12 protein-coding genes are annotated in these 13,539 nt (G+C 69.2%); 8 read left to right on the top strand and 4 right to left on the bottom strand.

The features are described 5' to 3' along the window. Positions 1-389: glycosyltransferase (locus VFF46_RS18015; RefSeq protein WP_325038297.1), on the bottom strand; the 389-nt coding region annotated here is incomplete at its 3' end. A gap of 6 nt (positions 390-395) precedes the next feature. Continuing rightward, a complete protein-coding gene (locus VFF46_RS18010; RefSeq protein WP_325038296.1) occupies positions 396-1,892 on the bottom strand; it encodes an LCP family protein in 1,497 nt (498 codons plus the stop codon). A 264-nt stretch (positions 1,893-2,156) separates the two neighbouring features. On the opposite strand from VFF46_RS18010, the gene VFF46_RS18005 reads away from it, so the two are divergent. The 3 genes from VFF46_RS18005 to galE all read left to right on the top strand — a co-directional run bounded on the left by VFF46_RS18005 (position 2,157) and on the right by galE (position 6,159). Then, positions 2,157-2,987, top strand: coding sequence for a serine protease (locus VFF46_RS18005; protein WP_325038295.1), 831 nt, complete (start codon positions 2,157-2,159; stop codon positions 2,985-2,987). 63 nt (positions 2,988-3,050) lie between these two features. Beyond that, on the top strand, positions 3,051-5,132 hold the full coding sequence (locus VFF46_RS18000; RefSeq protein WP_325038294.1) for a spermidine synthase: 2,082 nt from the start codon (positions 3,051-3,053) through the stop codon (positions 5,130-5,132). A 76-nt stretch (positions 5,133-5,208) separates the two neighbouring features. Further along, entirely contained in the window at positions 5,209-6,159 is a 951-nt protein-coding gene (gene galE, locus VFF46_RS17995; protein ID WP_325038293.1) for a UDP-glucose 4-epimerase GalE, read from the top strand. Here the strand turns inward: galE and VFF46_RS17990 are convergent. Together VFF46_RS17990 and VFF46_RS17985 are read right to left on the bottom strand one after the other, a co-directional pair. Further along, the gene (locus VFF46_RS17990) at positions 6,156-6,935 is read right to left on the bottom strand and encodes an SDR family NAD(P)-dependent oxidoreductase (protein ID WP_325038292.1); all 780 of its coding nucleotides are present in this window, start codon (positions 6,933-6,935) and stop codon (positions 6,156-6,158) included. The two genes, galE and VFF46_RS17990, sit on opposite strands and share 4 nt — an antisense overlap. Before the next feature lie 18 nt (positions 6,936-6,953). Continuing rightward, positions 6,954-7,631, bottom strand: coding sequence for a TIGR03089 family protein (locus VFF46_RS17985; protein ID WP_325038291.1), 678 nt, complete (start codon positions 7,629-7,631; stop codon positions 6,954-6,956). A 69-nt stretch (positions 7,632-7,700) separates the two neighbouring features. On the opposite strand from VFF46_RS17985, the gene VFF46_RS17980 reads away from it, so the two are divergent. The 5 genes from VFF46_RS17980 to VFF46_RS17960 all read left to right on the top strand — a co-directional run bounded on the left by VFF46_RS17980 (position 7,701) and on the right by VFF46_RS17960 (position 12,647). Next, a complete protein-coding gene (locus tag VFF46_RS17980; RefSeq protein WP_325038290.1) occupies positions 7,701-8,015 on the top strand; it encodes a twin-arginine translocase TatA/TatE family subunit in 315 nt (104 codons plus the stop codon). Positions 8,016-8,067: 52 nt separating this feature from the next. Then, positions 8,068-9,405 carry a hemolysin family protein gene (locus tag VFF46_RS17975; RefSeq protein ID WP_325038289.1) on the top strand — a complete coding sequence of 446 codons (1,338 nt, stop codon included), beginning with the start codon at positions 8,068-8,070 and terminating at the stop codon, positions 9,403-9,405. Then, positions 9,402-10,460, top strand: coding sequence for a hemolysin family protein (locus tag VFF46_RS17970; protein WP_325038288.1), 1,059 nt, complete (start codon positions 9,402-9,404; stop codon positions 10,458-10,460). Before VFF46_RS17975 ends, VFF46_RS17970 begins: the two co-directional genes overlap by 4 nt. 66 nt (positions 10,461-10,526) lie before the next feature. Continuing rightward, positions 10,527-11,543 carry an NAD(+)/NADH kinase gene (locus VFF46_RS17965; RefSeq protein WP_325038287.1) on the top strand — a complete coding sequence of 339 codons (1,017 nt, stop codon included), beginning with the start codon at positions 10,527-10,529 and terminating at the stop codon, positions 11,541-11,543. Between the two features lie 9 nt (positions 11,544-11,552). Next, on the top strand, positions 11,553-12,647 hold the full coding sequence (locus VFF46_RS17960; protein WP_325038286.1) for a mannose-1-phosphate guanylyltransferase: 1,095 nt from the start codon (positions 11,553-11,555) through the stop codon (positions 12,645-12,647). Positions 12,648-13,539 lie beyond the last annotated feature (892 nt).

Here is a 13,539-nt window from a genome sequence, read left to right as displayed (position 1 = left end):
GTCCGGCCCTCGGCGGCCATCACGCCGCCGACGTTGTCCGCGCCGCTCTCGTCCAGCACCTCGACCGCGCGGGTGATGTACCCGTCGGTGAGCGCGCCGTGCCCGTCCACCCGGACCAGGATGTCGTGCTTGGCGTGCGCGATCCCGACGTTCAGCGCGGCCGGCGTCTTGCCGGTCGGGTTCGGCACGATGCTGATCCGGTGGTCCTTCTCGGCCAGCTTGTCCGCGATCTCCTCGGTCCGGTCCTTGCTCGGGCCGATCGCGAGTACGACTTCGAGCTCACCCGGATAGTCCTGTTCGAGGACGCGGCCGACCGCCTCCTCGAGGTGACGTTCCTCGTTCAGCACGGGCATCACGACGGACACGGGTGGCCAGTGGGACAGCGGCATATCAGGTCAGGCCTTACAGATCGATGCGACGTCGTCGACGCCGTTGGCGGGTGGGGTGGTACTCGAGGAACCGGTCGGCTTCTTGGTCGGCTGCTTGGTGTGGCTGGTGCTCGGGGTGCTGCTGGACCTCCCCGCGGTACTACGCGGAGTGGTCGAGGTCTTACCGTCTCCTCCCGCGCCGTCGTTGTCCAGCGATTCGGACTTCGCGATCGTCTCCGCGACCTTGGTCCGGATCAGCGCGAAGTCCGGGTCGCTGCCCTTGATCAGCGGCGGAACCGCGGAGAAGCTTGACACCGGTAGCTTCTTCGCGTCCAGTGCGAGGTCCGTGAAGGTCCCGAGCTCACCGGCCGGGACGTCGGTCTGGACGACTTCCTTGCTGGCCGACGCGATGCCCTGGAACTTCGTCAGTACGACCTGCGGCGACAGTTGGTTGAGCATCGCCGCGATCACGCACTTCTGCCGCGCCATCCGCGCGTAGTCCGACGAGTCGGCGCGGGAGCGGGCGAACCAGAGTGCGTGGTACCCGTCGAGGTGCACGTTCTTGCCCGGCTCGATGTACCCCTTGATCGGTGAGCTCTCGCCGCCGATCGGAACCCGCACGCTGATGTCCAGGGTGATCCCGCCGACCGCGTTGATCAGGTCGCGGAAGCCGGTCAGGTCGATCAGGGCGTAGTAGTTGATCTTCAGTCCGGTGATCGCCTGGATGGCCTGCCTGGTCGCGGTCACTCCGGGATGCGGGTCGCCCGGGAACAGGTTCTTGTGGTCGGTCGCCCAGGTGAACACGCCGTTCAGCCAGCAGTTCGGGGTGCAGTTCTTCCACTGGAAGCCCTGCGGGAACTGCTTGGCCATCGCGGTGCCCTCCGGGAACGGTACCTTGCTCAGGTTCCGCGGGACTCCGATCAGCACGGTCCGGCCGGTGTTCGCGTCGACGCTGGCGATCGTCATACTGTCCGGCCGGGTGCCGATCCGGTCCGCGCCCGAGTCGCCGCCGAGCAGCAGCACGTTGTAGCGGCCCTTGTCGGCCTTCGAACTCGTCCCGCTGCCGAACACGCTGGCCACGAAGTCGCGCTGGGTGTTCACGATCGCACTCGCGTAGACCAGGGCCCCGACCACGACGAAGATCAGCGCCCCGTCGAGGATGCTGGTCATCAGTCGGTGGTTGCGCTCCAGGGTCAGCGGCTGGGCGATCCGGTACGCGTCGATGAACAGCGCGGCCCAGCCCACCGCGAGCACGATGAGCAGGATCTGCACCAGCCGGAGCGTGCCCGGCCGGGCCAGGATGTTGATCGTCCCGGAGCGCCAGATCAGCCCCAGGATCACCAGGAACACGATGATCGCGATCAGCCCGGCGACCACCCGCCAGGCCCAGCGGCCGGCCTTCTTGGAACCCGCGACGATCTGGGCCGATCCCGGCAGAATCAGCGTCATCAACAGCAGTGTCAGCGCCCGCTTGAACCGGACCGGCTCGCGGAGGCTGCGCAGGTCTGGCTTCTCCTGCGGCATGACGTCCTTCCCCTGAAAATTCCCAGGCAGTCCCTCCGGGCGGTCTGCTCCCGACCGTACCTGGTTGCTTGGCATCACTTGGTACGACGTGCCGGTGGTACCAATGGTTCGCACCCGGGCGGATCCGGAGACGAAGGGTAGCAGTCCGGACACGGAGCGCAGGAAAACCCCTGCACTCACCCTGCTTCACACAGTTGTGATGGTCGGCGGCGGACGAATGCGTTACGAAGTCCTCTACGTACAACCAGTGAGGAAACCGCCCCCATGAAACTCTTCCGTACGCTTCTGGCCGCCGCAGCGGTCGCGACCACAACCCTGCTCGGTACCAGCGCCGCCCAAGCAGCCCCTGGTGCCGACTTCACCGGGATCGCCGCGCTCAGCAACTGCTCCGCCTCCCTCGTCCGGTACGCCGAATCCGTCGACACCGACAAGGCCCTCGTACTCACCAACGGGCACTGCTACGAAGGCGGGTTCCTGCAGCCCGGCCAGGTGCTGGTGAACAAGGCGTCGACCCGGTCGATCACGTTGCTGAACCCGGACTCCAGCCGGGCCGGTACGGTCCGCGCCGACAAGATCCTGTTCGGCACCATGACCAAGACCGACCTCATCGTGTACGAGGTGAACGAGACGTACGCCTCGATCAAGAGCCGGCTGAACGTCACCCCGCTGACGCTGGCCAAGCAGGCCCCGGCCGACGGTGCCGGCATGGCGGTCGTGTCCGGGTACTGGAAGCGGATCTACACGTGTTCGGTGCAGGCCACCATCCCGCAGCTCCGCGAGGGCGACTGGACCTGGCAGAACTCGATCAAGTACCACCAGCCCGGCTGCGAGACGATCGGCGGTACGTCGGGATCGCCCGTGGTCAGCACCACCACCGGCGAGATGATCGGCATCAACAACACCGGCAACGAGGACGGCGAGCGCTGCACCGTGAACAACCCGTGCGAGGTGGACGGAGGAGGCAACGTCACGGTCGAGAAGGGCGCGGCGTACGGCGAGCAGACCTGGTGGCTGTACACCTGCCTGACCGCCAACCGGACCATCGACCTGAACAAGTCGGGCTGCGAGCTGCCGAAGCCGGCCCGCCGCCGCTGACGCTGTGTTAAGACAGCCGCGGGGTGACGCACGCCACTTCGAAATCCGGTAACGTCGCCCCGCATGGCTGTCGACTCCGCAACCGACCATGTCTCCACGCCCAGTTGGCCGAGCCCGTTCGGAGTACGGACGCGACTGGTCGCGTCCAGTGCGCTGATGCTGTTCACCGAGCTCGCGCTGATCCGCTGGACCGGCTCGAACGTCGTCCACCTGAGCTACTTCTCGAACTTCGTGCTGCTCGGCTCGTTCCTCGGCATCGGGATCGGGGTACTGCGTTCCAGCCGGGCGAAGCGGCTGCCGTTCTACTCGCCGATCATGCTCGGCCTGCTGGTCCTGGTGATCGCCTGGAAACCCGTCACGGTCGACCGGGGCAGTTCGTCGAGCGTCATCTACTTCACCAGCCTGAACACCACCGGCCCGCCGGTCTGGGTGATCCTGCCGATCATCTTCGTCGCGGCCGCGGTGGTGCTGGCCGGTCCGGCGGAGCTGGTCGGCCGTTGCTTCGCGGAGCTGCCGCGGCTGACGGCGTACCGCTTCGACCTGGTGGGCAGTCTGGTCGGGATCGTCTCGTTCACCGCGCTGTCGTTCCTCGGCGCGCCACCGATCTGGTGGGGCCTGATCGTCACGATCGTGTTCGCGGCGCTGCTGATCCCGCGGACCGCTTCCGGTACCCGGCTCGTCGCCACCGCGGTGAGCGCCGCGCTCGTGCTGGCGCCGCTGCTCGTGATGCTCGGTGTGCTGTTCCACGAGTCGACGCGGCCGGACCTCAGCTGGTCGCCGTACTACAAGGTGAAGACCAAGCAGTACACCTGGAAGAACGTCCCGCTGCTCACGATCACCGTGAACGGCGTACCGCACCAGCAGGCGATCCCCGCGGACTCCCGGCTGCAGTGGGAGCCGCAGTACGGCCTGCCGTACGAGCGGGCGGTCACCGGCAAGACGCCGAAGAACGTGCTGATCATCGGGGCCGGTTCGGGGTCGGACGTGGCGATCGCGCTGAAGAAGGGCGCCACGCACGTGGACGCGGTCGAGATCGACCCGCGGATCCGCGATCTCGGCAAGGCGCTGAACCCGGACCGTCCGTACCAGGACCCGCGGGTGACCTCGCACATCGACGACGGCCGGGCGTACCTGTCCCGGACGAACAAGAAGTACGACATGATCCTGCTGGCGCTGCCGGACTCGCTGACCCTGGTCAACGGTGCGAGCTCGCTGCGGCTGGAGAGCTACCTGTTCACCAAGCAGGCGTTCGAGTCGGCGCGCGAACACCTCAACCCGGGCGGCGCGTTCGCGATGTACAACTACTACCGCGAGGGCTGGCTGATCGACCGGCTCGCCTCGACCGCCCAGGCGGCGTTCGGGCACAAGCCGTGTGTGGACAAGATCGGTGACGGTCTGCAGCAGGCCGTCGTCACGGTCGGCCTGACCGAGCAGGACCAGACCTGCGGGACCGCGTGGAACGGGCCGAGTGAGATCACGCCGCCGCCCGCGACCGACAACCGGCCGTTCCTGTACCTGTTCACCGACCGGATCCCGTCGCTGTACCTGGTCACGCTCGGGCTGATCCTGGTCGCGGGCCTGGTCGGCGTCGGCATCGCCGGCGGCGGGTCGTCGTACCGGCGGATGCGCCCGTACGCGGACCTGTTCCTGCTCGGCGCCGGGTTCATGCTGCTGGAGACGAAGAGCATCACCGGGTTCGCGTTGCTGTTCGGTACGACGTGGGTGGTGAACGCGATCGTGTTCGCGGGCGTGCTGGTGGCGGTGCTCGCCGCGGTCGAAGTGACGAGGCGGTTCAAGACCCCACCGGTGAAGGTGATGTTCGCCGTACTGTTCGGCGGGCTCGCGTTGTCGTGGGTGTTCCCGGACAGCTGGCTGCTCGGGATGCCGGTCGGGCTGCGCGCGCTGGTCGCCGTACTGATCGCGTTCCTGCCGATCTTCGCGGCGAACGTGATCTTCGCCAAACGCTTCACCGACACCGCCGACGGCACCGCGTCCTTCGGCGCGAACCTCCTCGGCGCGATGCTCGGCGGCTGCCTCGAGTACGCCGCCCTGATCATCGGCTTCCACGGCCTCCTGGTCATCGCCGCCCTCCTCTACGCCGGCGCCTTCCTGCTCACCCCCAAACTCAAACCCGCCACCCGATGAGCCGGCGGTTGCCGGTTGGTACGGGTTCGGCCCGTTCTCGGGGGTTCGGTGGGGTCGGGATGGCAGGATTCCAGGTATGACGTGGCTTGTGACTGGTGGTGCTGGGTATATCGGGGCGCATGTGGTGCGGGCGTTCCGGGACGACGGGATCGGTGTGGTCGTGATCGACGACCTGTCGAGTGGGAAGGCCGAGTTCGTGCCGGACGGGGTGCCGTTCGTGCGGGCGAACCTGCTCGACGGCAAGGCCGTGCGGGAGGCGCTCGACGGGGTTGACGGGGTCGTGCACCTGGCCGGGTTCAAGTACGCCGGGGTGTCGGTGGAGCGGCCGTTGCATACGTATACACAAAACGTGACCGCGATGGTGTCGCTGCTCGACGCGATGGCGGAGAAGTCGGTGCGCAACATCGTCTTCTCGTCCAGCGCCGGCGTGTACGGAACCCCGAAGGACGAGGTGGTCACGGAGGACACCGCGCCGGACCCGCAGTCGCCGTACGGCGAGTCGAAGCTGATCGGCGAGTGGCTGCTCCGCGACCAGGCGGCCGCCGCGGACCTGCAGCACACGTCGCTGCGGTACTTCAACGTGGTCGGCTCCGGCGACCCGACCGTGTACGACGCCAGCCCGTACAACCTGTTCCCGATCGTCTGCAACCTGCTTACCCAGGGCAAGACCCCGCAGATCTACGGCACCGACCACCCGACCCCGGACGGTACGTCGGTGAAGGACTACGTGCACGTCGCCGACCTGGCCCGCGCGCACGTCGCCGCCGCCCGAGCCCTCGAGGCCGGCAAGACCCTGGAGCGGGTCTACAACCTCGGCAGCGGAACCGGTACGTCGGTCCGCGAGATCATGGACGCCGCCCGCCGGGTGACCGGGATCGACTTCACCCCGTCCGAGGGCCCGCGCCGTCCGGGCGACCCGTCCCGCGTGGTGGCGAACGGCGACCTCGCGGCGCGCGACCTCGGCTGGCGGAACACCTACACGGTCGACCAGATGTTCGCGACCGCGTGGGAGGCCTGGCCCCGCTAGTACTCCTTCTTGAAGTAGCCGGACGGCCCGAGGCCCATCCCGCCCGGGCCGGTCAGGACGCCGCCTTCCACCGGGAGCGTGTGACCGGTGATCCAGGAGGCGTCGTCCGAGGCCAGGAAGGCGACGGCCGCGGCGATGTCCTCCGGCTCGCCGACGCGGCCCAGTGGGTACAGCTTGCCGAACCGTTCCAGGGTGTCCGGCTGGCTGTCCCAGTTCGGCGTCCGAATGGTGCCGGGGGCAACGACATTGAAGCGGACGCCGAGCTCGCCGTACCGGGCCGCGTAGTTCACGGACAGCGCGATCTGCCCGGCCTTGGCGGCGGCGTACTCGATGTTGCCGAACGCGGCCAGGCCGTTCACCGAGCTGATCGTGACCACGTTGCCGCGGTGCTTCACCAGCTGGGGGAGCGCGGCCTGGATACAGCGCGAGGCGCCGACCAGCGTCAGGTCCAGCTGCGCGTGGAACTCCTCGGCGGTGGCGTCCTCCGGCACCGACCGGACGATGCAGCCGCCGGCGTTGTTCACCACCACGTCCAGCCGCCCGAACCGCTCGACCGCGGCCGCGACGGCAGCGTCCACGTCGTCACGGTTCGTCACGTCGACGCGTACCGGCAGTGCCTGGTCGCCGATGCTCTTCGCGACCTCGGCGATCTTGTCCTTCTGGAGGTCGGTCACCACCACCGACGCCCCCTCGTCGGCCAGCCGGCGCGCGACCGCCGACCCGATTCCCTGCGCCGCCGCCGTGACCAGCGCTACCTTGCCCTCGAACCGCCGCACGTCACCCCTCCAGATTGTTCAATCGAGCACTCGGTCGACCTTCTCGTCCGCGACCCGGCGCTCCAGTTTCGCGGCGTCCAGGTTGCGGCAGAGCACGATCGAACCACCTCCGGCGATCACCCCGACCAGCAGGCTCAGCCCGTCTCGGTCCGTGAGCGTCCGCGTGACGAGAATCCGGTCGGCGACGGGCTCCGCCGTACCGATCAACTGCTCGTGGGTGAGTTCGTCGTACGCCGGGGACGTGGGCGCCGGGGCGTCGTACGGAGAGAACACGTCGGGGTGGTTGTAGACCTCGGCGCCGTAGTCGTGGACGCCGTCCGGCAGCGGGTCGCGGAACCGGCCGCCGAGCGGGAGGAGCGCGGACGCGACGGTCTCACGCTCGCCGCGGATCTCGAGGTCCGGGCCGGTGATCGCGATCGTCCCGGTGCCGCTGGTCAGCGCGGCGCCGGCCGCCCAGGTGGACAGCGCCCAGACCACGCCGAGCCAGTGCGGCGGGAGACCGATGGCGACGGTGTCGCCGGACTCGACGTCGTACTCGTCCTGGAGCAGGTTGGCGGTCTTGGCCACCCAGTTGGCGGTCGTGACCGCGCTGAGCTCGATCCGCTCGCCGGACGCGTCGTCGTAGTAGGTGAGGAACGGCTTCGCGCCGTCCCGGCGGACCGCGGCCGCGAACAGGTCGGGCAGGACTCGTGACATATGGCCCACCCTACGGTTCGCGGACAGGCGTACGTTGGAGAGGGAGACAAGTGGAAAGAAGGGCTACCCATGGTGCCGGAGCTAGCGCTGCCCGAGGGCGGCGAATGGATCGTCATCCTCGTCATCGTCGTACTCCTGTTCGGGGCCAAGAAGCTGCCCGAACTGACCCGCAACGCGGCCAAGGCCATGAAGGAGTTCGAGAAGGCCCGCCAGGGCGACGACGAAACCCCGCCCCAGGTCACCCAGCCCCAGGCCCAAGCCCAGGCCCAGCCTCCGGCTCAGGCCACCCAGGCGCCCCCGCAGCCGGCTCAGGCCCCGGCACAGCCCCAGGCGCCCGCTCCCACCCAGCCGCAGGACCAGACTCCGACGACGCCCGAGCAGTAGCGCGGCCGACCCCGCGGTCCCGCGGTCGCCGGAGTTCTCATAGGGTTCGGTCATGTTGATCCTGGCCGGCCTGGGCCTGATCCTGGTGCTGACCGTTGCCACCGGCTACTTCGTTTCCCAGGAGTTCGCGTACGTCGCCGTCGACCGGAGCCGGCTGCGGACGCTCGCCGAGGGTGGTGACGCGGCGGCCGGCCGGGCGCTGAAGGTCACCGCGCGGCTGTCGTTCGTACTGTCCGGCGCCCAGGTCGGCATCACGATCACCGCGCTGCTCGCCGGGTACTTCGCCGAGCCGTACCTGGGCGCGGGCCTGGAGCACCTGCTCGGCGCGGCCGGCGTACCGGAGCCCGTCAGCCTGTCCGTCTCGGTGATCCTGGCGTTGCTGCTGGCAACGATCATCCAGATGGTGCTCGGCGAGCTGGCCCCGAAGAACCTCGCGATCGCTCGCGCCGAGGCGATCGCGCTGCGGCTGTCCCGCTCGACGCTGGTCTACCTGACGGTCGCCGGGCCGGTGATCCACCTGTTCGACTCGGCGTCGAACCGGATCCTCCGCCGGGTCGGGATCGAGCCGGTCGAGGAGCTGCCGCAGGGCGCGACCCCGCAGGAGCTCGACCGGATCATCGAGACGTCGTACGAGCAAGGCCTGCTGGACGAGGACACCATGCGGCTGCTGGACCGCGGCCTGGACTTCCGCGGCCGGACCGCCGGCGAGGCGATGGTGCCGCGGGTCGACGTCGTCACCGTGCACCGCGACGAGCCGCTGACCCGGGTGGTGGAGCTGCAGGACACCGGGCACAGCCGGTTCCCGGTGGTCGGCGAGTCGGTCGACGAGGTGGTCGGCGTGGTCGCGATCGGCGACGTCGTCGAGCTCGAACCGGCCGATCGCGCGACGATCGCGGTCGGGTCACTGGCCACGCAGCCGGTCGCCGTACCGACGACATTGCCGCTGCCCGCGGTGCTGGAGCGGCTCCGGACCGCGCGCCGGCAGCTGGCGATCGTCGTCGACGAGTACGGCGGGTTCGCGGGCATCGTGTCGCTGGAGGACATCGCCGAGGAACTGGTCGGCGAGATCCGCGACGAGGACGACCTGCCGGAGACCGGGCTGGTCCAGGGCGGGGACGGGTCGTGGGTGGTACCGGCCCGCTGGCGGCTCGACGAGGTCGCGGAGGCCACCGGCGTACCGCTGCCGGAGAGTGACGACTACGAGACCGTGTCCGGGCTGGTGATGGCGCGGCTCGGCCGGATCGCGGACGTCGGTGACTCGCTGGTGGTGGAGCTGCCGCAGCGGATCGACCACGACGGGAAGCCGGTGCCGGCCGAGTTCGTCCGGCTCACCGTGCAGACGATCGAGCGGCGCGTGCCGGGCATTGTCTTGATGGAGCGTGTGGCATGAGTACGACCTGGGCGCTGATCGTTTCCGTCGTACTGCTGGCGCTGAACGGGTTCTTCGTCGCGGCCGAGTTCTCGCTGGTGGCGTCGAAACGGCACCGGCTCGAGGAGGCGGCGGCGTCCGGCAGCCGGTCCGCGCGGGCCGCGATCGCCGGCGTCAGTGAGTTGTCGCTGATGCTCGCCGGGGCGCAGCTGGGGATCACCTTGTGCACGCTGGGGCTCGGTTCGCTGAGCGAGCCGGCCGTGGCGCACCTGCTGCAGCCGCTGTTCGAGTTGGTGCACATCCCGGAGGGTGTCGGGCACGTGATCGCGCTGATCATCGCGGTCGGCGGGATCGGCCTGCTGCACGTGCTGCTCGGCGAGATGGCGCCGAAGTCGTGGGCGATCAGCAACCCGGAGCGGTCCGCGCTGATCCTGGCGCTGCCGTTCCGCGGGTTCACGTACGCGGTCCGGCCGTTGCTCAGCGTGCTGAACTGGATCGCGAACCTGTGCATCCGGCTGGTCGGCGTGACGCCGCAGAACGAGATCGCCAACGCCCACGGGCCGGACGAGCTGCGGCTGCTGATCGAGTCCTCCCGCGAACACGGGACGCTCGAGGAGCCGGAGCACGAGCTGCTGACCGCGATGCTCGCGTTGCAGAACACCACGGTCGGTCAGGTGATGACTCCGATCGCTCGGCTGTCCACGGTTACCGCTTCCGCGTCGGCCCGGGAGATCGAGCTGACCAGCCGCCGCGAGGGGCATTCGCGGCTCGCGGTCGTCGACGGTTCCGCCGGGATCTGCGGCATCGTGCACGTTCGCGACGCGGCCCGTGCGACCACCGCCGGTGACACCACGAGCCGGGCGTCGGACCTGATGATGGCCGCGCTCGAGCTCGGCGACAACACCCCGGTGGCGAAGGCGATCCGGACCATGCGCGACGAGCGGTCGCAGCTCGCGGTGGTCTGCGGCGGCGAGCAGGCGATCGGCGTGGTCGCGCTGGAGGACCTGCTCGAAGAGGTGATCGGCGAGTTCGACGACGAGACCGACCCGATCGTGAGTGCCACCCGCCCGGAGTGAGCCGCCGGGTTACCGTGTGGTGTGGCGATCTCGCGGCTTGGTCTGGTGGTTCATCAGGGGCGTCCGGTGGCGGTGGAGACCGCCGGTACGGTCCGCCGGTGGGCGGACGCGCACGGCATCGGCTGTACCGACATCGACGTCTGGAAGGACCACGAGGAACGGCGGACCGGGACGGCGGAACTGCATCACGCCGGTGACCCGGACCTGGTCGTCACGCTCGGCGGCGACGGTACGTTCCTGCGCGGTGCACGGATCGCGGCGAAGAACAACGCCGCCGTGCTCGGGGTCGACCTCGGCAAGGTCGGGTTCCTGACCGAGGTCGCCTGCAAGGACGTCGAGGCCGCGCTGGAGGCGGTGCACCACGGCGGAGCGACGTACGAGGAACGGATGACGCTGACCATGCGGGCGTCGCGTCCGTTGGAGATCCCGCCGGGCATCGAGTCGCTGCTGCGGTACGGGCACGGTCCGGCGTTGCCGCCGCCGCCCGTACGGCATGAGGTCGCCGAGGGCGACGGCTGGGGGATGGCGCTCGACGTCACCGCGCTGAACGACGTGGTGGTGGAGAAGCTCGCGCGTGATCACCAGGTGGCGTTGGGCGTGTACCTGTCCGGCCGGTTGCTGGCCTCGTACTCCGCGGACGCGGTGATCGTCGCGACACCGACCGGGTCGACGGCGTACAGCTTCGCGGCCGGCGGACCGATCCTGTCGCCGAACACCGAGGCGATCGTGTTCACCCCGGTCGCACCGCACATGACGTTCAACCGTACGGTCGTCGCCGCGCCGGACGAGCCGATCGCGCTGCGGGTGCTGCCGCACTCCGGCCAGGCCGCGGTGAGCATCGACGGGCAGCTGCGCGGCGTACTCGATCCGGGGGACTGGATCGGGGTGTACGGATCGCCGCGGCGGTTGCGGTTGGTACGGCTGCGCCCGGCCGACTTCTACGGGCGGTTGCGCGACCGCTTCCGCCTCACGGACGCGCCGGCGACCGCGCTGGACGGCGAGTCGGATCTGTTCTGGCGGCCGTCCTCGCCCGTACCGCCGGACCTCCAGCACCTTCGTCTTCCTCCTGGTGACGACCGGTAGGGTCTCCGCATGCGAAACGTGGTGATCCTGGCGGGCGGTTCGGGGACGCGGTTGTGGCCGATGTCGAGAGACGACAGGCCGAAGCAGGTGCTGCCGCTGGCGGCCGGGCAGTCGCTGCTGCGGGTGGCGTACAACCGCCTGCTCGGGCTGGTCGCCCCGGAGAACATCTACGTCTGTACGGTCGGCGCGATCACGGACGTCGTACGCAAGGAACTCCCCGAGCTCGGCCCGCACAACATCATCGGCGAACCGGCCCGCCGCGACACCGCGAACGCCGTCGGTCTGGCCTCCGCCGTGGTCGCACGGAACGACCCGGACGCCGTCGTCGCGTTCGTCGGGTCCGACCACCTGATCAGCCCCGAGGACGAGTTCCGGACCGCGATCGAGCACGGGTTCGAGGTGGTCGAGGCGCGCGGCCGGTCGCTGGTCACGTTCGGCATCGAGCCGACCCACCCGCACACCGGCCTCGGCTACATCGAACGCGGCGCGCCGATCGAGGGCACAGCGGCGTACGTCGTGGACCGCTTCCGGGAGAAGCCGGACCGCGAGACCGCCGAGCAGTACCTCGCCACCGGACGGTTCTGGTGGAACTCCGGGATGTTCGTCTGGCGCGCGTCCACCGTCCTGAACGTCCTCGACACCCTGCTCCCCGAATCCGCCGCGCGACTCCGCGAGGTCGCCGCCGTCTGGGACACCCCCGCCCGCGACACGACCCTCGCCGAGATCTACCCGAACCTGCGCAAGATCAGCGTCGACTACGCCGTCATGGAACCCGCCTCCCAGGGCAAGGTCGACGCCGACGTGGTCGTCGTACCGATGCCCGTGCACTGGCTCGACGTCGGCTCGTGGGCCGCGCTGGCCGACACGTACGACGCCGACCCGAACGGCAACCGCACCGACAGCACCACCCTCAGTTGCCTGCTCGACTCCCACGACAACATCATCGTCACCGACGACCCCGACCACCTGGTAGCCACCGTCGGCCTCCGCAGCCACATCATCGTCCACACCCAGGACGTGACCATGGTCTGCCCGCTCTCCGACGGCGAACGAGTCAAAGACCTAGTAGCCCAAGTCCAATCCGACCACGCCAACTACATCTAACTGCTCTCAGGCGGATAGCCCCCCGCGTGCTGCCCACCCGCCCACCGGCTGCCGCCGGCAGTGCCCGGCTGACGCCGGGTGTTGCGAGCTACCGCTCGCGGGTGACTGCTTGGCCGGCGTGGTTCGTGGAGGCCGGAGTGGTGGGTGGCGCGGGTGGCAGTGTGGGCGGCAGGCCCGACGACAGGCGGAAGGCTGTGCTCGTGCGGCTCGTGATGCAGAAGTTCCGGATCAGCGACGGGTCGTGGCTCGTACGGCTCGTACGGCTCGTACGGCTCGTACGGTGCGGGGCGGCGGTTCGGTGTGCGGTGAGTCGTGCGGGCGCCAACTCACCGCGCTAGGTAGTCGGCAGGGGGCCTGCTTCGACCTGCCGTACGCGGACTCGGTGGACGGGTCGGCCGCGACGGGAACTGGAGCTCCTGATCGCCGGGGGCTCGACCTCATGCGATACCTCCTGGGGACTGGGCACAAGCTATGGACTCTGGGAACAAGCAATAGCTTGTCTCCAGTCGCCACAGGGTGTTCACGGTCCCGCGCCCGGGCGACCGGATTGGCCGATTGCGCGGTACGACGGGGTCGATGTGGCGGGACCGCGAGGATGAGGTTCGCCCGACGGACCCCGAGGCGCTGTGCAAGCCCGCAGCCCGGTCCCCGTAAATGGCGCACGCTCGGCAACGGCGCACTCGTATGCCTGTATGCCCGAGACGTCGTAGTACCTCCTCCCATCCACAACGAACTGTGTCTGCATCATCACGGTGTGCAGTACTGTGCTGCCTGGTGCCGATCGTTCGGGGAAGGCGGGCCGTGGGCGAACTGCGACGACGCGAACCCGACCGCGAACCGAACCGCCCGGATCCCGACCAGTCCTCTGAGTCCCGCCCAGATCCCGCCCCGG

Origin of the sequence: Kribbella sp., from assembly GCF_035655035.1 — a bacterium.
In the GTDB taxonomy this organism is placed as follows: domain Bacteria; phylum Actinomycetota; class Actinomycetes; order Propionibacteriales; family Kribbellaceae; genus Kribbella.
This window is presented reverse-complemented; position numbering and strand designations above follow the sequence as displayed.

Bases quoted from the DNA above. Each gene is read 5' to 3' on its own strand.
- VFF46_RS17975 (WP_325038289.1), top strand. From the start codon at position 8,068: ATGTTGATCCTGGCCGGCCTGGGCCTGATCCTGGTGCTGACCGTTGCC.
- VFF46_RS18005 (WP_325038295.1), top strand. From the start codon at position 2,157: ATGAAACTCTTCCGTACGCTTCTGGCCGCCGCAGCGGTCGCGACCACA.
- galE (WP_325038293.1), top strand. From the start codon at position 5,209: ATGACGTGGCTTGTGACTGGTGGTGCTGGGTATATCGGGGCGCATGTG.
- VFF46_RS17970 (WP_325038288.1), top strand. From the start codon at position 9,402: ATGAGTACGACCTGGGCGCTGATCGTTTCCGTCGTACTGCTGGCGCTG.
- VFF46_RS18010 (WP_325038296.1), bottom strand. From the start codon at position 1,892: ATGCCGCAGGAGAAGCCAGACCTGCGCAGCCTCCGCGAGCCGGTCCGG.
- VFF46_RS17960 (WP_325038286.1), top strand. From the start codon at position 11,553: ATGCGAAACGTGGTGATCCTGGCGGGCGGTTCGGGGACGCGGTTGTGG.
- VFF46_RS17985 (WP_325038291.1), bottom strand. From the start codon at position 7,631: ATGTCACGAGTCCTGCCCGACCTGTTCGCGGCCGCGGTCCGCCGGGAC.
- VFF46_RS17980 (WP_325038290.1), top strand. From the start codon at position 7,701: ATGGTGCCGGAGCTAGCGCTGCCCGAGGGCGGCGAATGGATCGTCATC.
- VFF46_RS18000 (WP_325038294.1), top strand. From the start codon at position 3,051: ATGGCTGTCGACTCCGCAACCGACCATGTCTCCACGCCCAGTTGGCCG.